Genomic DNA, 20909 nt, shown 5'->3' with positions numbered 1-20909 from the left:
AGTGATGAGTTCTCAACTTAATTCCTAAACGGTATGAGAAAAGAATTAGCTAGTTCTTTTCAGGTTTGTGACGAACTCATGACCTGCATGGACCAAAAAAACGGGGGGGTTAGACCATAGTCGTAGACACAAATAGTTACGATTGACTTGTGGGTCACGCTCTGGCGCTAATCGCGCATCTTAGGATCCTGAGCATCGACTTGGGGCCAGGAACACAAGAATTAGAATCGAGAGGAGCTTCACAATGAACAAGTCCACCTTGGCGTTAGCCGTGGCCGTTGGGGTTTTGGCGCAGCAGGCAGGCGCCGCCGGTTTCATCGAAGACAGCAAGGCTTCCGTTAGTTCGCGTACCTATTATTTCGACGCCGACAACCGTGAAGGTGCCAAGACTCCTGCTAACCGGCAGCGAGAGGCTGCCGAGGGTCTGAAGTTCGATTACCGGTCGGGCTTCACTCAAGGTGTCGTAGGTTTCGGTATCGACGCCCAGGCAATGGTCGGTATCCATCTGGACGGTGGCAAGGGCCATCACCCGGACAATAACTCCTTCAGCCCTAGCGACTCTGATGGTTCGGCAGAGAGTTCGTGGAGCCGTGCGGCGGGCAACGTCAAGGCACGATTCTCGAAGACAGAGGCCCACTACGGTGGCGCTCTGCAACCAAACATGCCGATCCTGATTGCGAACGACAGCCGCGTGCTGCCACAGACCTTTGAAGGTGGCACCATCACCTCGAAGGAAATCGACAACTTCACCTTTAACGTAGGTCAGTTGGAACACGCGACAGGTCGTGCATCCTCCAACAGCACTGGCCTGGCTGTGGCGGGTGGCACAGAGGACAGCAACCAGTTCCGCTACGCCGGTGCAGACTGGGCGGTCACCAAAGAGCTGACGCTGCAGTACTACTACGCGAACCTGGAAAACTACTACAAGCAGAATTTCCTCGGCCTGGTGCACGTCTACCCGATCGCTCCAAACCAGTCGTTCAAGACCGATCTTCGTTACTTCGACAGCAGCTCCGACGGCAAGAACGGCGACGCTGGCTACCAGTTCAACAACAACAGCGGCTACGCCAAGGAAAGGGGCGTGGTCGATAACAAGACCTGGAGCGCCACATTCACCTATACCCTGGGTGGCAGCGCGTTTCTGCTCGGGCATCAGAGTGTCAGCGATGATGGCGGCTTCGTTTTCCTGAACCAGGGCAACGTGGTTGACGGCAGAGGGCGCAACGAAGGTGCCGGCGGCGCCAGCTTCTACTCGTTCACCGACGCCACGGTCGGCAGCTTTATCCGTGCCGGTGAACAGACCTCGTACGGCCAGTATTCCTATGACTTCGCTTCGTTGGGTGTGCCAGGCTTGAAAGCGTCGGCTGCTTACTTGTATGGCCAGGACATCAAGGCCACCAGCGGTGTGGGTAAGGACCTGAACGAGCGGGAAACCGACCTGCGTGTGGATTACGTGATTCAAACGGGTCCGCTTAAAGGGTTTGGCACGACGCTGCGTCACGGTATGTATCGCGGCAACACCAGCACCCTTGATCAGGATCAGACCCGTCTGATCTTCAACTACACCTACAGCTTCCTGTAACAAGTCGGCAGAAAAAGCCTTACCCGTCGGTAAGGCTTTTTTTTGTCTTTGTATATTCCAAAAAGCTTTGTTTTGGTTATTTTTTATTCTTTTTAGGTTTTCTTGCGAGCGCCTAAAGTAGGCCCCGTCCGGTTTCATCACAAGATCCGGCGTTTAGCAAAATAATCCCCGTTAGAAGAACAGTTTCAGGAATCGGCTTTTTAGCCGATACCTCGGATCTGTGCTGTGCAGGCATATTCCGTAACGCTATGAAAAAGGATGATTCAATTCTTTTTAGCTTTATGACGATGTATCCTGCGCGGCCAAAACGACCGGGCTAGAAGGTTCGGCAAAAATTGCGCGTCTTAGGATCCAGGGCATACGACCCAGGACCAGGAACACAAGTATTAGAAACGATAGGAGCGAAACAAATGAACAAGTCCACCTTGGCCCTGGCTGTGGCCGTAGGGGTTTTGGCGCAGCAGGCAGGCGCCGCCGGTTTCATCGAAGACAGCAAGGCCACTCTGGGTCTGCGTAACTTCTACATCAACACCGATAACCGTGATGGTCCGGGCGCGAACAAAAACGAAGAATGGGGCCAAGGCTTCGATCTGCGTTTCATCTCCGGTTACACCCAGGGCACTGTGGGCTTCGGCGTTGATGCGATCGGCCTGCTGGGCGTGCGTCTGGATTCGGGCGGCGGCACCAATGGTGCGGCAAACGGCGCGGCTTACGGCGGCACTGTTTTCCCAAGCAAGTCGAACGGCGAAGCGGTTGATAACTTCTCCAGCCTGGGCCTGACCGCCAAGGCCAAGATCTCCCAGACTGAATTGAAGCTGGGTACTCTGCAGCCGAAAAACCCGGTGATCGTCACCAACGACGGTCGTCTGCTGCCACAGACCTGGCAGGGTGGCCAGATCACTTCCGGCGAGATCAAGGACCTGACTCTGGTCGGTGGGCAGATCGAGCACGTGAAAGGTCGTAACTCCAGCAACAACGAACAACTGTCGATCGGTGGTGCAAACCCACGTATCGCCAACAGCAACAAGTTCATCTATGCCGGTGGTGACTACAAAATCACCAAAGACCTGACTGCCCAGTACTACTACGGCAACCTGGAAGATTTCTACAAACAGCACTTCCTGGGTCTGGTTCACAACTGGGCTATCGGCCCGGGCGTTCTGAAATCTGATCTGCGTTATTTCAACAGCTCGGATGACGGTGCCAACTCCAACACCGCTGCTTACTTCAGCAACGGTAACTACAGCGGCGTGCCTAGCGGCAAAGGCCAGGTCGACAACAATCTGTACAGCGGCCTGTTCCTGTACACCGTTGCCGGTCACACCTTCGGTGGCGGTTATCAGGTCAGCAACGGCAGCAGCGACTTCCCTTGGCTGAACCAAGGCGACGGTTCGTCGAACTACACCATCACCGACATGCAAATCCAGAAGTTCGGCCGTGCCGGCGAGCGCACCTGGCAAGCACGCTACTCGTTTGACTTCGCCAAAGTCGGCGTTCCAGGCTTGACTGCGGGCATGGTTTACCTGCGTGGTGATGACATCGATACCGTTGGCGCACGTGGCGCACAGGCGGCCAATAACGCTTCCGAGTGGGAACGCGACCTGACTGTCGGTTACGTCGTACCGGAAGGCCCGTTGAAGAACGTTGGCTTCATGTGGAAAAACGCTACATGGCGCACCAACATCCCGGGTGTTCGCTCCCAGGACGAAAACCGTCTGATCCTCAGCTACTCGATCCCGCTGTTGTAATAGCGCTCGCGTAACCGCTGAAAAAAAGCCCCGCCCGGCATCTCGCCGGGCGGGGCTTTTGCGTTTTCAAGGCGAGGTCACCCCCGTAATCCCGCCTTGAATATTTCCCTCTTTGCAGCAACTCAAGGCCTTCTCGAACCTTGTCGGCGATGTTCTTCCTGATGCTTGCGAAGGTCCAGTGAACAGATATTTAATATTCATTTATGATCTAAACAAATCGATATTTATTCTTTTTAATCCATAAAGAACGCAGGCACAGTTGAGCTCAACCAGCACTCACCAGGAGCAGCACCATGAGCCTCAGACTGGGCGATATCGCCCCCGACTTCGAACAGGATTCCAGCGCCGGCACCATCCGTTTTCACGAATGGCTGGGCGATAGCTGGGGCGTGCTGTTTTCCCATCCGGCGGACTTTACGCCGGTGTGCACCACTGAACTGGGCTTCACGGCAAAGCTGAAGGATGAATTCGCCAATCGCGGTGTGAAAGCCATCGCCCTGTCCGTGGACCCGGTGGACTCGCACCACAAGTGGATCGAGGACATCAATGAAACCCAGAACGCGGTCGTCAATTTCCCGATCCTGGCCGACGCGGACCGCAAGGTTTCCGACCTCTACGACCTGATCCACCCGAACGCCAATGACACCCTGACCGTGCGTTCGCTGTTCGTGATCGACCCGAACAAAAAGGTAAGGCTGACCATCACCTACCCGGCGAGTACCGGGCGCAATTTCCACGAGATCCTGCGGGTGATCGACTCGCTGCAACTCACCGACAACTATAAGGTGGCCACGCCGGCCAACTGGCAGGACGGTGATGAAGTGGTGATCGTGCCGTCGCTCAAGGACGAAGACGAAATCAAGAAACGCTTTCCCAAGGGCTATCGCGCGGTGAAGCCGTATCTGCGTCTGACGCCGCAGCCCAACCGTTGAGTAAAAACTGTTCCCTGTAGGAGCGAGGCTTGCCCGCGAAGAGGCCATCACATCCAACAATGATAGTGGCTGTGACGTCGCCTTCGCGGGCAAGCCTCGCTCCTACAGGAGAGCGATGCAAATTCCATAAAGCAGGGGATTTTGGGCCGTTTCGACGGCCTTTTTTTATGACCGGAGAACAGTGTTTCTTATATCTCTTTAAGGCATAACCAAATGAATAAATATGATTTATGGATATAACAATCACCTGTTAAGGTCACTTCCATCACAGCGAGATCGCAAACCGCGAATCGCCAACACCGTTCAAGGAATCGCCTGAATGCTGGTCGTCTCACTCGGTGGCAGTCCCAGCCAACGCTCCCGTTCCGGAGTGCTGCTGGAGCGCTCCCAACGCTGGTTGCAGGAGCAAGGTGTGGAAGTAGTGAGTTACCAGGTACGGGACTTCCCGGCCGAAGACTTACTGCATGCACGCTTCGACAGCCCGAAGGTGATCGACCTGCTGCAACAGATTGAAAATGCCGATGGCCTGTTGATCGCCACCCCGGTCTACAAGGCGTCGTTCTCCGGCGCACTGAAAACCGTGCTGGACCTGCTGCCCGAGCGCGCGTTGGACCACAAAGTGGTTTTGCCCATGGCTACCGGCGGCAGCATCGCCCACATGCTGGCGGTGGATTACGCGCTCAAACCGGTGCTGTCGGCGTTGAAAGCCCAGGAAATGCTCCACGGGATTTTTGCCGTGGACAGCCAGATCGCTTACGGCGAAGGCAGTGCTCAGGCGCAGCTGGCGCCAGAGCTGGAACAACGACTGAATGAATCGCTGGAGCTGTTTTTCAGCGCCATGGCCCGACGGCCGAAGCCGCTCGATCCGAACCTGTTGAATGAACGTTTGTTGAGTGCTCGCTGGAGCATTTAAGTCAGCATTTAAGCCATACCTGAAATTGATGTACTGGCCTTACTCGCCCGCTAACGGGCAAGCAGGTGCAGCCAAAACCCAACTGCAAAAAGGAGAGCGCCATGCGCACTGTCATTTTGCGTCGTGGTCTGGTCGCTCTGTTTGCAGCGGCTGTCACCTTCGGCGCCATTACTCAAGCTCAAGCCGAGACTCTGCGAATCGGCTATCAGAAATACGGCACCCTGGTGCTGCTCAAAGCCAAAGGCACTTTGGAAAAACGCCTCGCCGCCCAAGGCGTGGACGTGCAATGGACTGAATTCCCCGGCGGCCCGCAGCTGCTCGAAGGCCTGAACGTCGGTTCGATCGACTTCGGCGTCACTGGCGAAACCCCGCCGGTATTCGCTCAAGCAGCCGGCGCCGATTTGCTCTATGTCGCCTACGAACCGCCAGCGCCGCACAGCGAAGCGATCCTGGTGCCGAAGGACTCGCCGATCAAATCGGTGCAGGACCTCAAGGGCAAGAAAGTCGTCCTGAACAAAGGCTCCAACGTCCATTACTTGCTGGTCCGCGCACTGGAAGACGCCGGCCTCAAATACACCGACATCCAGACCGTATTCCTGCCGCCAGCCGATGCTCGCGCTGCGTTCGAACGTGGCAGCGTCGACGCCTGGGTGATCTGGGACCCGTACCAGGCCGCTGCCGAACAACAGCTGCAAGCACGCACCCTGCGTGATGGCCAAGGCATCGTCGACAACCATCAGTTCTACCTCGCGACCAAGCCTTATGCGCAGAAAAATCCTGAGGTGATCAAGACCCTCGTGGAAGAAGTGCGCGCGGTCGGCGAATGGTCCAAAACCAACCCCATCGAGGTGACCAAACAAGTCTCGCCACTGCTCGGCCTGCCGGCGGACATCACCCTCACTTCGGTGAAACGCCAAGGCTACGGCGCCCTGTTTCTCACACCTGAAGTGGTCGCCGCCCAACAGAAAATCGCCGACAGCTTCTACCAGCTCAAGCTGATTCCGAAACAGTTGAGCATCAAAGACGTGATCTGGACGCCACCGGCAGCCGTTGCCAAAGCGCAGTAATCCGATTCCCCAAGGAGACCACTCCATGAGCCTCAATATTTTCTGGTTCCTGCCTACCCACGGCGACGGCCATTACCTTGGCACCGCCGAAGGCGCTCGCGCCGTCGACCACGGTTACCTGCAACAAGTTGCCCAGGCGGCGGATCGCCTGGGCTTCGGCGGGGTGTTGATTCCCACCGGTCGCTCCTGCGAAGACTCGTGGCTGGTGGCGGCTTCGCTGATCCCGGTGACCCAGCGTTTGAAGTTCCTTGTCGCCCTGCGCCCCGGGATCATTTCCCCGACGGTGGCCGCGCGTCAGGCCGCGACGCTGGATCGCCTGTCCGGCGGTCGTGCGTTGTTCAACCTGGTGACCGGCGGCGATCCGGAAGAATTGGCTGGCGATGGTTTGTTCCTGACCCACGAAGAGCGCTATCAGGCTTCGGTGGAATTCACCCGCATCTGGCGCCGCGTGCTGGAAGGCGAAACCGTTGATTACGACGGTCAGCACATCAGCGTGAAGGGCGCCAAGTTGCTCTATCCGCCGATCCAGCAACCGCGTCCCCCGCTGTACTTCGGCGGTTCTTCGGAAGCGGCGCAAGATCTGGCCGCGGAGCAGGTCGAAATGGTTCTGACCTGGGGCGAACCACCGGCTGCCGTTGCCGAGAAGATTGAACAAGTGCGCGCCAAAGCCGCGAAGCTCGGTCGTACCGTACGCTTCGGCATTCGTCTGCATGTGATCGTTCGTGAAACCAATGCCGAAGCCTGGCAAGCGGCGGATCGGCTGATCTCTCATCTGGACGACGAAACCATTGCCCGTGCCCAGGCTTCTCTGGCGCGGTTCGATTCGGTCGGCCAGCAACGCATGGCCGCGCTGCATGGCGGCAGCCGCGACAACCTGGAAGTCAGCCCCAACCTGTGGGCCGGTGTTGGTCTGGTGCGTGGCGGTGCCGGAACGGCGCTGGTCGGCGATGGTCCGACCGTGGCTGCTCGCGTGAATGAATACGCAGACCTGGGCATCGATACTTTCATCTTCTCCGGTTATCCACACTTGGAAGAGTCGTACCGGGTCGCCGAGTTGCTGTTCCCGCACCTCGACATCGAACGTCCGGAGCTGCCCCAAGGCGCCAACTATGTCAGCCCGTTTGGTGAGATGGTCGCCAACGATATTCTTCCCAAAGCCGCGTCCCAGAGCTGAGGCGCGCCATGAAGAGAATTATCCACAACCTCGCGCCCTGGGCGTTGCCGGTGTTGCTGCTGGCGGTGTGGCAGTTGTCGGTGTCGGCGGGCTGGTTGTCGACACGGATTCTGCCGGCGCCGATCGCGGTCATTGAGGCCGGCGTGAGTCTGGTGCGTAGCGGAGAAATCTGGACGCACCTGGCAATCAGCGGCTGGCGTGCCGCGTTGGGCTTCACCATCGGTGGCAGCATCGGTTTGGCCTTGGGTTTCATCACCGGCCTGTCGAAATGGGGCGAACGCCTGCTCGACAGTTCGGTGCAGATGATCCGCAACGTGCCGCACCTGGCGCTGATTCCACTGGTGATCCTGTGGTTCGGCATCGATGAGTCGGCGAAGATTTTCCTGGTGGCGTTGGGCACGTTGTTCCCGATCTACCTCAACACCTATCACGGCATCCGCAACGTCGATCCGGCGCTGGTGGAAATGTCCCGCAGTTATGGCTTGTCCGGTTTCAGTCTGTTCCGCCAGGTGATTCTGCCGGGTGCGCTGCCTTCGATTCTGGTGGGTGTGCGCTTCGCACTGGGCTTCATGTGGCTGACGCTGATCGTCGCGGAAACCATTTCCGCCAGCTCCGGCATTGGCTACCTGGCGATGAATGCCCGGGAGTTTTTACAGACGGACGTGGTGGTGCTGGCGATCCTGATGTACGCCGTGCTTGGCAAACTTGCCGACCTCGCGGCCCGTGGACTTGAACGTGTCTGGCTGCGCTGGCATCCGGCGTATCAGGTTGCCAAAGGAGGTGCCGCATGACCGCTCAACAACCTCCACGCCTGCTGCGCGGGATTCCGCTGGTGGTGCGCAAGCTGCAAAAGACCTTTGGCTCACGGCAGGTGTTGCGTGAGATCGATCTGCACATCCCGGCCGGTCAGTTTGTCGCCGTGGTCGGTCGCAGTGGCTGTGGCAAAAGTACCTTGCTGCGGCTGCTCGCCGGCCTCGACAAACCCACTGGCGGTGAATTGCTCGCCGGCTCCGCGCCGCTGAGCGATGCGCGGGAAGACACCCGACTGATGTTCCAGGAAGCGCGTTTGCTGCCCTGGAAAAAGGTCATCGACAACGTCGGCCTCGGGCTCAAGGGCAACTGGCGGCCGCAAGCGCTGGAAGCCTTGGAATCGGTCGGTCTGGCGGATCGAGCCAATGAATGGCCGGCGGCCTTGTCCGGTGGCCAGAAGCAACGCGTGGCCCTAGCCCGCGCGCTGATTCATCAACCGCGCTTGCTGTTGCTCGACGAACCCCTTGGCGCGCTGGACGCCCTGACCCGAATTGAAATGCAGCAGCTGATCGAACGGCTCTGGCAGAAGCATGGCTTCACCGTGTTGCTGGTGACCCACGACGTCAGTGAAGCGGTGGCGATTGCCGATCGGGTGATCCTGATCGAAGAGGGCGAAGTCGGCCTCGACCTGCACGTTGAGCTGCCGCGCCCTCGGGTCCGCGGCTCCCATCGGCTGGCGGCGCTGGAAACCGAAGTCCTCAATCGCGTGCTGGCGCTGCCCGGCCAGCCGCCGGAACCGGAACCTGTTTCACCCTTGCCTACGCAATTGCGTTGGGCGCAATAACCCGCCTTATCCACTGACAGGAATCAACATCATGACTATCAAAGCCATCAACGTTCGTAACCAGTTCAAAGGCTCGATCAAGGAAATCGTACTGGGTGACGTGCTGTCGGAAATCGACGTACAGACCGCTTCCGGCATCGTCACTTCGGTGATCACCACGCGTTCAGTGAAAGAGCTGGAACTGGTGGTCGGCAGCGAAGTGATCGCGTTTGTGAAATCCACCGAGGTGTCGATCGCCAAGTTGTAAGCGCGTGCATTGCGCACAACCCCGGAGGGTGTGAACCCTGATCGTTCCCACGCTTTGCGTGGGAATGCCTCTTTGGACGCTCCGCGTCCAGTGACGCGGAGCGTCACGGGCTGCATTCCTACGCAGAGCGTGGGAACGATCAAGGTTCAGGTTGGAATAGCGCGCTTCGGCAGGTAAGGCGGCAAATACAGCCCCAGATACGCATCAAACACCCGCATCCCTTCTTCCGCCATGCGCGGCGTGATCTGCCCATGCTGCTGCACCGAGCGCGCATACACCCGATCCCCCAGCTCCATTGCCAGCGCAAACACATCGACATCCTTGGGCAGCCTTGGCAGTTCGAAGTGATGATCGAACAGCTTGTGCATCAGGTCGCCGAGTTCGATGTCGTGCTGGCGGTCAGCCTGGGTGACTTCGGTCAGCCCATGCTGAGCGAGGATCAACTGGCGGGCAGCGGCATCTTCGCCATAGATGTCGAGCATGCGCTGCTCCACGATTCGTGAGAGGTCACGCCAGCCGCTGAGGGCGTTGTGGTCGATGGGCGCTTGCAGGCAGGCGCGGAACGCGGCGTGGACGTCGGCCGTCAAGGCTTCGAGCAGGGCCGGGACGCTGGCGAAGAAATGGTAGACGGAGGAGGGCGGGATCTCCGCGCGCTCGGCGACGCTGTAGATCGACAGGCTGGCCACACCTTCGGCAGCCAGCAGTGTGCGGGCGGCATCGAGTATCGAATCGATCCGGGCCTGGCTGCGGGCGCGGGGTTTGCGAACGGTGGCGGTGCGCGTCATTGGAGTCCTCCTGCGGGGCAGGGGGCATTGTACGCAGAGCGGGCAGATGTTCCATATCCCCTGTGGCGAGGGGGCTTGCCCCCGTTGGAGTGCGCAGCACTCCCCAGATCCGGTAAACGAGTTATGTCTGTTGCAATGAGATTGCCTGTTTTGGGGCTGCTTCGCAGCCCAACGGGGGCAAGCCCCCTCGCCACAGGGGTTGGTGTTCAGCCATAAAAAACGCCGCAAGCCTTGTCAGCCTGCGGCGTTTGTTTTTACTGCAACCGCTTAAACGGTATGCAGGTACCAGTTGTATTCAAGGTCGGAGATGGAGTGCTCAAACTCCTCCAGCTCGCTTTCCTTACAAGCCACGAAGATATCGATGTATTTCGGATCGATGTACTTGGCCATGACTTCGCTGTCGTCCAGCTCACGCAGTGCGTCGCGCAGGTTGTTCGGCAGGCTTTGCTCGTTCTGCTCGTAGGAGTTGCCTTCTACGGGGGCGCCCGGCTCGATCTTGTTGGTCAGGCCGTGATGCACGCCTGCCAGAACCGAAGCCATCAACAGATACGGGTTGGCGTCGGCGCCGGCCACACGGTGTTCGATGCGCACGGCATCGGCGGCACCGGTTGGAACGCGGATCGCCACGGTACGGTTGTCCAGGCCCCAGCACGGCGAGTTCGGCACGTAGAACTGTGCGCCGAAACGACGGTAGGAGTTGACGTTCGGGCAGAGGAAGGCCATCTGCGCCGGTAGGGTCTCGAGCACACCGCCGATCGCGTGACGCAGTGCGGCGTTCTGCTCGGGATCCTCGCTGGCAAAAATGTTTTTGCCTTCTTTATCAAGAATCGAAATGTGCACGTGCAGACCATTACCCGCCTGGCCTGGGTAAGGCTTGGCCATGAAGGTGGTGTCCATCTCATGGTCGTAGGCGATGTTCTTGATCAGGCGCTTGAGCAAGACCGCGTAGTCGCAAGCCTTGATCGGGTCGGCCACGTGGTGCAGGTTCACTTCGAACTGCGCCGGGGCACTTTCCTTGACGATTGCATCGGCAGGAATGCCTTGCTCCTTCGCACCTTCCAGAATGTCCTGGAGGCAGTCGACGTATTCGTCGAGGTCGTCGATCAGGTACACCTGAGTCGAATGCGGGCGTTTGCCGGACACCGGCGAGCGTGGCGGTTGCGGACGACCGTTCACGTTCTCCTGGTCGATCAGGTAGAACTCCAGTTCGAACGCGGCACAGATGGTCAGGCCCATCTCGTCGAACTTGCGAACCACATTGGCCAGCACTTCTCGCGGGTCGGCAAAGAACGGCTGGCCTTCGAGTTCGTGCATGGTCATTAACAGTTGCGCGGTAGGACGCTTCTGCCAGGGTTCGTTGCACAGGGTGTCAGGGATTGGATAGCAGATTCGGTCAGCATCGCCGATGTCCAGGCCCAGGCCGGTGCTTTCCACCGTCGAGCCATTGATATCCAGAGCAAATAGAGAGGCCGGCAGGTTGATGCCTTTCTCGTAAACCTTGTGGAGGCTGGTGCGTTCAATGCGCTTGCCGCGCACCACACCATTCATATCCGCAATCAGAAGTACAAAGTACATAACATCAGGATGTTCCTTAATGAACGAGTTCGCTTCTTTAAGCTGAACGGCACGCGGGGGTACCGACATGATGCAACACCTTTGTTGTTAAAAATATCAATCATTGATCTCTTCGGGTTTCAGTCAACCCGAACGGCATGCCGAAGTCAAGCGAGGCCTTTTTTGCCCTAAAAAAGCGCTCGTAGGGCTTTTTTGAGGCAGTTTGGGGCGTTTTTATGCCTTTGAGCGCTTTGGCGCCCGCGAGCTTGAGCGGGCCGTGTTGTATTTTTTACGGGGGTGTTGTGTAAAAAAATGAACAAGGCTAAGCTCGATTCAAACCCATAACAGCAATAATACCGGGGTGCTTCATGTCTCGCCTGCCGTTAATCGGCGTCGCCATCTGCTCAAGGCAGATCGGTCTGCATGCTTATCACATCAGTGGCGATTGTTGCGTTCACGCCAAGGCAAGCGTTGCCACGGGCGTGCCGTCGACTCTTCCTTCCCCGGCGAACTTGCTGTCCCCGTCCGATATTCTGGACGGTCTACACGACATTCTCTTTACTGGCTCTCTTTCCAATATAGAACCGTTTCGCCCTGGCAGCCCGACCAACGCGTCGGCTTTTGCTCATGATTCTGCACGTTCCACTACGCTCTCGCTGACCCACGCCATTACCCGAGTGGGTACTTGTGCGCGGCTATTGCAGTGGCAATCTGTATCACGCGACGCCCATGCGTCAAACAACGCCTGACTTGTAAGAGTCAGGAAACTCAGCCTAAGAGGCATTTATGAGTAACAACCTCGACCAGCTCACCGATTGGTTGAAAGACCACAAGATCACAGAAGTCGAATGCATGATCGCCGACTTGACCGGGATCACCCGGGGCAAGATTTCGCCGACCAACAAGTTCATTGCCGAAAAAGGCATGCGCCTGCCCGAGAGCGTTCTGTTGCAGACCGTGACCGGCGACTATGTCGAAGACGACATCTATTACGAGCTGCTCGACCCGGCCGACATCGACATGATCTGCCGGCCCGACCAGAACGCGGTGTATGTGGTGCCGTGGTCCATCGAGCCGACCGCCCAGGTGATCCACGACACCTACGACAAGCAAGGTAACCCGATCGAGCTGTCGCCGCGCAATGTGCTCAAGAAAGTGTTGAAACTCTATGCCGACAAGGGCTGGCAGCCAATCGTGGCGCCGGAAATGGAGTTTTACCTGACCAAGCGCAGCGACGACCCGGACTACCCGTTGCAACCGCCGATTGGCCGTTCCGGGCGCCCGGAAACCGGCCGTCAGTCGTTCTCCATTGAAGCGGCGAACGAATTCGATCCGCTGTTCGAAGACGTCTACGACTGGTGCGAATTGCAGGAACTGGACCTCGACACGTTGATCCACGAGGACGGCACGGCGCAGATGGAAATCAACTTCCGTCACGGCGATGCCCTGTCCCTGGCCGACCAGATCCTGATCTTCAAACGCACCATGCGCGAAGCTGCGCTCAAGCACGACGTGGCGGCCACTTTCATGGCCAAGCCCATGACCGGCGAGCCGGGCAGTGCGATGCACTTGCACCAGAGCATCATCGACATGGAAACCGGCAAGAACGTCTTCTCCAACGAAGACGGGAGCATGAGCCAGCTGTTCCTGCACCACATCGGTGGTTTGCAGAAGCTGATCCCCGAGTTGTTGCCGCTGTTCGCGCCGAACGTGAACTCGTTCCGCCGCTTCCTGCCGGACACTTCGGCACCGGTGAACGTGGAGTGGGGCGAAGAGAACCGCACCGTGGGCCTGCGGGTTCCGGATGCAGGGCCGCAAAACCGTCGGGTGGAAAACCGCCTGCCGGGCGCCGACGCCAACCCGTACCTGGCGATTGCCGCGAGCCTGCTCTGCGGTTACATCGGCATGGTCGAAGGCTTGAACCCGAGTGCGCCGGTGGTGGGTCGTGGCTATGAACGCCGCAACCTGCGCCTGCCACTAACCATCGAAGACGCGCTGGAACGCATGGAGCACAGCGCGACCATCGAGAAATACCTGGGCAAGAAATTCATCACTGGCTACGTCGCGGTCAAGCGGGCCGAGCATGAAAACTTCAAGCGCGTGATCAGTTCGTGGGAGCGGGAATTCCTGCTCTTCGCCGTCTGATGCGCCGGGCGCGACTGCACCTGGTCGCGCCTTTCACCGAAATCTTAGGAGAATTCGCATGACCAGCAACAACCCGCAAACCCGTGAATGGCAAACCCTGAGCAACGATCACCACCTGGCCCCTTTCAGCGACTTCAAGCAGCTGAAAGAGAAAGGCCCGCGGATCATCACCAACGCCAAGGGCGTTTACCTCTGGGACAGCGAAGGCAACAAGATCCTCGACGGCATGGCCGGGCTGTGGTGCGTTGCGATTGGCTACGGTCGCGATGAACTGGCCGATGCCGCCAGCAAACAGATGCGCGAGCTGCCTTACTACAACCTGTTCTTCCAGACCGCTCACCCGCCGGTGCTGGAACTGGCCAAGGCCATCGCCGACATCGCGCCGCAAGGCATGAACCACGTGTTCTTCACCGGTTCCGGCTCCGAAGGCAACGACACCATGCTGCGTATGGTCCGCCACTATTGGGCGATCAAGGGTCAGCCGAAGAAGAAAGTCATCATCAGTCGCAAGAACGGCTATCACGGTTCCACCGTGGCCGGCGCGAGCCTGGGTGGTATGACCTACATGCACGAACAGGGCGACTTGCCGATCCCGGGCATCGTCCACATCGCCCAGCCGTACTGGTTCGCTGAAGGCGGCGACATGACACCGGAAGAATTCGGTGTGTGGGCGGCCAATCAGCTGGAAGAGAAGATTCTGGAAATCGGCGTGGACAACGTCGGTGCCTTTATTGCCGAGCCGATCCAGGGCGCCGGCGGCGTGATCATTCCGCCAGAAACCTACTGGCCGCGCATCAAGGAAATCCTCGCCAAGTACGACATTCTGTTCGTGGCGGATGAAGTGATCTGTGGATTCGGCCGTACCGGTGAGTGGTTCGGTTCCGATTTCTACGGCCTCAAGCCCGACATGATGACCATCGCCAAAGGCCTGACCTCCGGCTACATCCCGATGGGTGGCCTGATCGTGCGCGACGAAGTGGTCGCAGTGCTCAACGAAGGTGGCGATTTCAACCACGGTTTCACCTATTCCGGTCACCCGGTGGCCGCTGCGGTGGCGCTGGAAAACATCCGCATCCTGCGCGAAGAGAAAATTATCGAGCGCGTCCATGCAGAAACGGCACCCTATTTGCAGAGTCGCCTACGAGAACTGAACGATCATCCTCTGGTGGGTGAAGTGCGTGGGGTCGGTCTGTTGGGGGCCATCGAACTGGTGCAGGACAAGGCCACTCGCAAGCGTTACGAAGGCAAGGGCGTCGGCATGATCTGCCGCACGTTCTGCTTCGACAACGGCCTGATCATGCGCGCCGTGGGCGACACCATGATCATTGCTCCGCCACTGGTGATTACCAAGGCTGAAATCGATGAGTTGGTGGCCAAGGCACGCAAGTGTCTGGACCTGACCCTGAGTGCGTTGCAGGGCTAAGTGCTAGGCTCTGAGCGGGGTGTGAAGTGTGCACTTCGCTCAGCGCAAACAAAGGATGGGTCTTTCCTTGAAAGCCTGCCTTGGATCTTGCCAGACTACCGGTTGTTCGGAGTGCCCGGGAAAGGCCGCTGAACACGTGGTTAAAAAGAAAAATTGGAGCATTACCCATGAAGACATTAGGTATGAAGATAGCTGGCAAGACCCTCCTCGCCATGTCCCTGATGGGCGTGATGGCGGGCGCAGTTCAGGCGGACGACAAAGTTCTTCACGTGTACAACTGGTCTGATTACATCGCACCGGACACCGTCAAGAAGTTCGAAGCCGAGTCGGGGATCAAGGTTGTTTACGACGTATTCGACAGTAACGAAACTCTGGAAGCCAAGTTGCTGGCAGGCAAGTCCGGCTACGACATCGTTGTGCCGTCGAACAACTTCCTGGCCAAGCAGATCAAGGCTGGCGTTTACCAGAAGCTCGACAAGTCCAAGCTGCCAAACTGGAAGAACCTGAACCCTGACCTGCTTAAAGCAGTATCGGTGAGCGACCCGGGCAACGAGCATGCCTTCCCGTATATGTGGGGTTCGATCGGCATCGGCTTCAACGCCGAGAAGGTCAAGGCTGCACTGGGTGCCGATGCGCCAACCAATTCCTGGGACCTGCTGTTCAAACCTGAAAACGCCGCGAAGTTGAAATCGTGCGGTATCAGTTTCCTCGATTCGCCAACCGAGATGATTCCGGTGGCGTTGCACTACCTGGGCTATCCAACCGACAGCCAGGACAAAAAACAACTGGCCGAAGCCGAAGCACTGTTCCTGAAGATTCGTCCTTCGGTGGGCTACTTCCACTCGTCCAAGTACATCTCCGACCTGGCCAACGGCAACATCTGCGTAGCCGTGGGTTACTCGGGTGATATCTACCAGGCCAAGTCCCGCGCGGCTGAAGCCGGTGACAAGGTGAAAGTCAGCTACAACATTCCGAAAGAAGGTGCAGGCAGCTTCTACGACATGGTCGCCATCCCTAAAGATGCCGAAAACGTCGAAGGCGCCTACAAGTTCATGACCTTCCTGCAGAAGCCGGAAATCATGGCTGAAATCACCAACGCCGTGCGTTTCCCGAACGGTAACGCGGCAGCCACTGCATTGGTTGAAAAAGAAATCACCGACGATCCAGGCATCTACCCGCCAGCGGACGTGCTGGCCAAACTGTACGCGATCGCCGACTTGCCGGCCGCGACCCAGCGGATCATGACGCGCAGCTGGACCAAGATTAAATCGGGTAAATAAGTAAAACCCTGTAGCAGCTGCCGAAGGCTGCGTTGAGGTCCGAAGGGCCTCCGCTTTTTCAACAGCACAACTGCTTCGCAGTTGAACGCAGCCTGCGGCAGCTGCTACAGATCTTCATAAAGTTTGCTGGAACGGTTTTTCGAGGGTAAGTTGCGCGCCGGTTTTGTTGTCAGGCCGCCATGGCTGTCATGTAACGCGGGGCAACTTGGGCCCAACTAATTTTAGAGGACCTCCACTTGCCTATTTTTTCTTTGTTGCGCAATGCCATGCTGGTTGGCGCGGGGCTGACGTTGGCTGTCAGTGTCCAGGCCGCCGGTACTGTGCATATTTATAACTGGTCGGACTACATCGGTCCGACCACCCTGGCCGACTTCCAGAAAGAGACCGGCATCAAACCGGTTTATGACGTCTTCGACTCTAACGAAACCCTGGAAGGCAAGTTGCTGGCCGGGCGTACCGGTTACGACGTGGTCGTGCCGTCCAACCACTTCCTCGGCAAGCAGATCAAGGCGGGCGCTTTCCAGAAACTCGACAAGTCGAAACTGACCAACTATTCCAACCTCGATCCGGTACTGCTCAAGCGTCTTGAGCAAAACGATCCGGGTAACCAGTACGCCGTGCCTTACCTGTGGGGCACCAACGGCATTGGTTACAACGTCGAAAAGATCAAGGCTGTGCTGGGCGTCGACAAGATCGATTCCTGGAGCGTGGTGTTCGAACCGGAGAACATCAAGAAGCTGCACAGTTGCGGCGTGGCGTTCCTCGATTCCGCCGATGAAATGATGCCCACCGTCCTCAACTACATGGGCCTCAACGCCAACAGCACCAACCCCGAAGACTACAAAAAGGCCGAAGCCAAGTTGCTGGCGGTGCGCCCTTACGTGACGTACTTCCACTCCTCCAAATACATCGCGGACCTGGCCAACGGCGACATCTGCATCGCGATCGGCTTCTCCGGTGACATGTTCCAGGCCAAGGCCCGCGCGGAAGAAGCCGGCAAAGGCGTGAACGTGGCCTACACCATTCCCAAAGAGGGCGGTGCGCTGTGGTTCGACATGCTGGCGATTCCGAAGGATTCAGCCAACGTCAAAGAGGCCCACGCCTTCATCAACTATTTGTTGAAACCCGAGGTGATCGCACAGGTCAGTGATTCTGTTGGCTATGCGAACCCCAACCCTGGCTCGGACAAATTGATGGAGCAGTCCATTCGCACCGACGAGTCGGTTTATCCACCGCAAGCCGTCCTCGACAAGACCTACGTGTCCGTCGAGTTACCACCAAACATTCAACGTTTGATGACCCGCAGCTGGACCAAGGTCAAGTCGGGTAAATAGCTGAAAGGCTCAAACTATCCAAGGTTGGCTCACCTTGAGCGAACTGCACTCTTTTTTTCTGGGAGTTTCGTAAATGGCAGTTGCCTCCGGCGCCTATAAGAAAGCCCTCGAGGGCGACCAGACACCTAAACAGGTGTTGGTCAAAATCGACCGGGTCACGAAGAAGTTCGACGAGACGATTGCCGTGGACGATGTGTCCCTGGAAATCAAGAAAGGCGAGATTTTCGCTCTGCTCGGCGGTTCGGGATCGGGCAAATCCACGTTGCTGCGCATGCTCGCAGGCTTCGAACGGCCCACGGAGGGGCGCATTTTCCTCGATGGCGTAGACATCACTGACATGCCGCCGTACGAGCGGCCGATCAACATGATGTTCCAGTCCTACGCCTTGTTCCCGCACATGACCGTGGCGCAGAACATCGCCTTCGGCCTCAAGCAGGACAAAATCCCCGCCGCTGAAGTCGATGCCCGTGTCGCGGACATGCTCAAGCTGGTTCAGATGACGCAGTACGCCAAGCGCAAGCCGCATCAGTTGTCCGGTGGTCAGCGTCAGCGTGTGGCCCTGGCGCGTTCTCTGGCGAAGCGTCCGAAGCTGTTGCTGCTCGATGAACCGATGGGTGCGCTGGACAAGAAGCTGCGTTCGCAAATGCAGCTGGAGCTGGTCGAGATCATCGAGCGCGTCGGCGTAACCTGCGTCATGGTGACCCACGATCAGGAAGAAGCCATGACCATGGCCGAGCGCATCGCGATCATGCACCTGGGCTGGATCGCCCAGATCGGCAGCCCGATCGACATCTACGAAACCCCGACCAGTCGCCTGGTCTGCGAATTCATCGGCAACGTCAACATCTTCGACGGTGAAGTAATCGACGACGCCGAAGGCCACGCCACCATCACGTGCAAGGACCTGGACCGCCAGATCTACGTGGGCCACGGCATCAGTACCTCGGTGCAGGACAAATCCGTGACCTACGCGATCCGTCCGGAAAAACTGCTGGTGACCCCGACCATGCCGACCTGCGAGTACAACTGGTCCAGCGGCAAGGTGCACGACATCGCCTACCTCGGTGGTCACTCGGTGTTCTACGTCGAGCTGCCGAGCGGCAAGATCGTCCAGTCGTTCGTCGCCAATGCCGAGCGCCGCGGCCAGCGCCCAACCTGGGGTGACCAGGTTTACGTGTACTGGGAAGACGACAGCGGCGTGGTACTTCGCTCATGAACATGCGCAAATTCAAACGCCGCCTCAATCGAATAATTCCCGGTGGCCGCCAACTGGTCATCGGGGTTCCGTTCATCTGGCTGTTCCTGTTCTTCATGCTGCCGTTCTTCATCGTCCTGAAGATCAGCTTCGCCGAAGCCGACGTGGCCATCCCGCCGTACACCGAGATCTACAGCTTCATCGACCAGAAGCTCCAGGTGCTGTTGAACCTGGGCAACTACGCGATGCTGGCCGGCGACGAGTTGTACATCGCCGCCTACCTTGGCTCGCTGAAGATGGCGCTGATCAGCACCATCCTCTGTTTGCTGATCGGCTACCCGATGGCCTACGCCATTGCCAGTGCCCGCAAAGAGATGCAAACGGTGCTGGTGCTGCTGATCATGATGCCGACCTGGACCGCGATCCTGATCCGCGTGTATGCGTGGATGGGCATCCTCAGCAACAACGGTCTGCTCAACGGTTTCCTGATGACCATGGGCTGGATCGACGAACCGCTGCAGATCCTCAACACCAACCTCGCGGTGTACATCGGCGTGGTTTATTCGTACCTGCCGTTCATGATCCTGCCGCTCTACGCCAACCTGGTGAAGCACGACAACAGTCTGCTGGAAGCCGCGTCGGACCTCGGTTCGAGTACGTTCAACAGCTTCTGGAAGATCACCATTCCATTGTCCAAGAACGGCATCGTCGCCGGTTGCATGCTGGTGTTCATTCCGGTCGTGGGTGAGTTCGTGATCCCGGAACTGCTCGGCGGTCCGGAAACCCTGATGATCGGTAAAGTGCTCTGGCAAGAGTTCTTCAACAACCGTGACTGGCCGGTGGCCTCTGCGCTGGCAGTGGTCATGCTGCTGATCCTGATTGTGCCAATTATCCTGTTCAACCGCAGTCAGGCCAAAGAAATGGAGGGTAAAGAATGAAGCGCTTCCGTTTCTCGAGTTTCATGCTGATCGCGGGCTTGCTGTTCATCTACGCACCGATGCTGATTCTGGTGATCTACTCGTTCAACGCCTCGAAACTGGTGACGGTGTGGGGCGGCTGGTCGATCAAGTGGTACGTCGGGTTGATGGACAACACGCAACTGATGGGCTCGGTGGTGCGCTCGCTGGAAATCGCCTGCTACACGGCGGTGGCGGCGGTGGCACTGGGTACATTGGCGGCGTTCGTCCTGACCCGGATCACCCACTTCAAGGGGCGCACGTTGTTCGGTGGCCTGGTTACCGCGCCGCTGGTGATGCCCGAAGTGATCACCGGTCTGTCGCTGTTGCTGCTGTTCGTGGCCATGGCGCAGATGATCGGCTGGCCACAGGAACGCGGCATCGTCACCATCTGGATCGCCCACACCACGTTCTGCGCGGCCTATGTGGCGGTGGTGGTGTCGGCGCGCTTGCGTGAGCTGGACCTGTCCATCGAAGAGGCGGCCATGGACCTCGGTGCGCGGCCGTGGAAGGTGTTCTTCCTGATCACCATCCCGATGATCGCGCCCTCCCTGGGTGCCGGCGGCATGATGTCGTTCGCCTTGTCGCTGGATGACCTAGTGTTGGCGAGCTTTGTATCGGGACCTGGGTCGACGACCTTGCCGATGGAAGTGTTCTCGGCGGTGCGCCTGGGGGTCAAACCCGAGATCAACGCTGTGGCCAGTCTGATTCTGCTGGCGGTTTCGCTGATGACCTTCCTGGTCTGGTTCTTCAGCCGCCGTGCCGAAGAAGCGCGCAAGCGTGCGATCCAGCAGGCGATCGAAGAAAGCGCTGCCGACTCCTGGAAACAACCGGACGTGCGCCGCGCACAGGCACCGGAAGCGGCTTGAGCCTACGATGATCGTTCCCACGCTCTGCGTGGGAATGCCTCCACGGACGCTCCGCGTCCGCTCTTGATGGGACGCGGAGCGTCCCGGGCTGCATTCCCACGCGGAGCGTGG

At 58.2% G+C, this 20909-nt stretch carries 18 protein-coding genes and 1 pseudogene; 17 read left to right on the top strand and 2 right to left on the bottom strand.

All coding sequences use genetic code 11. The features are described 5' to 3' along the window. The first annotated feature begins 244 nt into the window (after positions 1-244). The 9 genes from ACIQV9_RS26120 (at position 245) to ACIQV9_RS26080 (ending at position 9257) form a co-directional block, all read left to right on the top strand. Positions 245-1582: an OprD family outer membrane porin gene (locus ACIQV9_RS26120; protein ID WP_403107616.1), complete on the top strand. Its 1338-nt coding sequence runs from the start codon at positions 245-247 to the stop codon at positions 1580-1582. A gap of 410 nt (positions 1583-1992) precedes the next feature. Further along, complete coding sequence (locus ACIQV9_RS26115) at positions 1993-3330, top strand: OprD family porin (RefSeq protein ID WP_403107614.1); 1338 nt, start codon at positions 1993-1995, stop codon at positions 3328-3330. A 293-nt stretch (positions 3331-3623) separates the two neighbouring features. Further along, the gene (locus ACIQV9_RS26110) at positions 3624-4262 is read left to right on the top strand and encodes a peroxiredoxin (protein ID WP_403107612.1); all 639 of its coding nucleotides are present in this window, start codon (positions 3624-3626) and stop codon (positions 4260-4262) included. Between the two features lie 319 nt (positions 4263-4581). Then, positions 4582-5175 carry an NADPH-dependent FMN reductase gene (gene ssuE / locus ACIQV9_RS26105; RefSeq protein ID WP_403107610.1) on the top strand — a complete coding sequence of 198 codons (594 nt, stop codon included), beginning with the start codon at positions 4582-4584 and terminating at the stop codon, positions 5173-5175. Positions 5176-5276: 101 nt separating this feature from the next. Continuing rightward, on the top strand, positions 5277-6242 hold the full coding sequence (locus tag ACIQV9_RS26100) for a sulfonate ABC transporter substrate-binding protein (protein WP_403107608.1): 966 nt from the start codon (positions 5277-5279) through the stop codon (positions 6240-6242). A 25-nt stretch (positions 6243-6267) separates the two neighbouring features. Further along, positions 6268-7416: an FMNH2-dependent alkanesulfonate monooxygenase gene (gene ssuD, locus ACIQV9_RS26095; RefSeq protein ID WP_403107606.1), complete on the top strand. Its 1149-nt coding sequence runs from the start codon at positions 6268-6270 to the stop codon at positions 7414-7416. Between the two features lie 8 nt (positions 7417-7424). Next, entirely contained in the window at positions 7425-8207 is a 783-nt protein-coding gene (gene ssuC / locus ACIQV9_RS26090; RefSeq protein ID WP_219095005.1) for an aliphatic sulfonate ABC transporter permease SsuC, read from the top strand. Beyond that, positions 8204-9010: an aliphatic sulfonates ABC transporter ATP-binding protein gene (gene ssuB, locus ACIQV9_RS26085; RefSeq protein WP_109635717.1), complete on the top strand. Its 807-nt coding sequence runs from the start codon at positions 8204-8206 to the stop codon at positions 9008-9010. Before ssuC ends, ssuB begins: the two co-directional genes overlap by 4 nt. A gap of 31 nt (positions 9011-9041) precedes the next feature. Continuing rightward, positions 9042-9257, top strand: coding sequence for a molybdopterin-binding protein (locus ACIQV9_RS26080; RefSeq protein WP_003229256.1), 216 nt, complete (start codon positions 9042-9044; stop codon positions 9255-9257). Between the two features lie 146 nt (positions 9258-9403). On the opposite strand, the gene ACIQV9_RS26075 is transcribed toward ACIQV9_RS26080, so the two are convergent. Further along, positions 9404-10042 carry a TetR/AcrR family transcriptional regulator gene (locus tag ACIQV9_RS26075; RefSeq protein WP_403107603.1) on the bottom strand — a complete coding sequence of 213 codons (639 nt, stop codon included), beginning with the start codon at positions 10040-10042 and terminating at the stop codon, positions 9404-9406. Positions 10043-10309: 267 nt separating this feature from the next. Further along, positions 10310-11686 carry a glutamine synthetase family protein gene (locus ACIQV9_RS26070; protein WP_403107601.1) on the bottom strand — a complete coding sequence of 459 codons (1377 nt, stop codon included), beginning with the start codon at positions 11684-11686 and terminating at the stop codon, positions 10310-10312. 278 nt (positions 11687-11964) lie between these two features. Between ACIQV9_RS26070 and ACIQV9_RS26065 the strand changes: the two are divergent. From ACIQV9_RS26065 to ACIQV9_RS26030, 8 genes and pseudogenes are all read left to right on the top strand, one after another. Next, a pseudogene (locus ACIQV9_RS26065) lies at positions 11965-12279 on the top strand (gamma-glutamyl-gamma-aminobutyrate hydrolase family protein); the annotation flags it as partial. 103 nt (positions 12280-12382) lie between these two features. Next, positions 12383-13741, top strand: coding sequence for a glutamine synthetase family protein (locus ACIQV9_RS26060; RefSeq protein WP_403107599.1), 1359 nt, complete (start codon positions 12383-12385; stop codon positions 13739-13741). A gap of 58 nt (positions 13742-13799) precedes the next feature. Further along, entirely contained in the window at positions 13800-15164 is a 1365-nt protein-coding gene (locus ACIQV9_RS26055) for an aspartate aminotransferase family protein (protein WP_403107597.1), read from the top strand. A gap of 182 nt (positions 15165-15346) precedes the next feature. Then, positions 15347-16444, top strand: a complete 1098-nt coding sequence (locus ACIQV9_RS26050; protein WP_403107633.1) for a polyamine ABC transporter substrate-binding protein — start codon at positions 15347-15349, stop codon at positions 16442-16444. A 236-nt stretch (positions 16445-16680) separates the two neighbouring features. Continuing rightward, a complete protein-coding gene (locus ACIQV9_RS26045) occupies positions 16681-17778 on the top strand; it encodes a polyamine ABC transporter substrate-binding protein (RefSeq protein WP_403107595.1) in 1098 nt (365 codons plus the stop codon). 73 nt (positions 17779-17851) lie between these two features. Continuing rightward, positions 17852-18994: an ABC transporter ATP-binding protein gene (locus ACIQV9_RS26040; protein WP_208670983.1), complete on the top strand. Its 1143-nt coding sequence runs from the start codon at positions 17852-17854 to the stop codon at positions 18992-18994. Beyond that, positions 18991-19911 carry an ABC transporter permease subunit gene (locus ACIQV9_RS26035; protein ID WP_403107593.1) on the top strand — a complete coding sequence of 307 codons (921 nt, stop codon included), beginning with the start codon at positions 18991-18993 and terminating at the stop codon, positions 19909-19911. Before ACIQV9_RS26040 ends, ACIQV9_RS26035 begins: the two co-directional genes overlap by 4 nt. Then, positions 19908-20798 (top strand): ABC transporter permease subunit, encoded by an 891-nt coding sequence (locus tag ACIQV9_RS26030; protein ID WP_403107591.1) that lies wholly within the window; start codon positions 19908-19910, stop codon positions 20796-20798. Before ACIQV9_RS26035 ends, ACIQV9_RS26030 begins: the two co-directional genes overlap by 4 nt. Positions 20799-20909: the final 111 nt, after the last annotated feature.

The organism is Pseudomonas sp. NPDC099000, assembly GCF_044759925.1.
In the GTDB taxonomy this organism is placed as follows: domain Bacteria; phylum Pseudomonadota; class Gammaproteobacteria; order Pseudomonadales; family Pseudomonadaceae; genus Aquipseudomonas.
The sequence above is the reverse complement of the archived record's forward strand: the minus strand, read 5'-3'. Positions and strand labels throughout refer to the sequence as shown.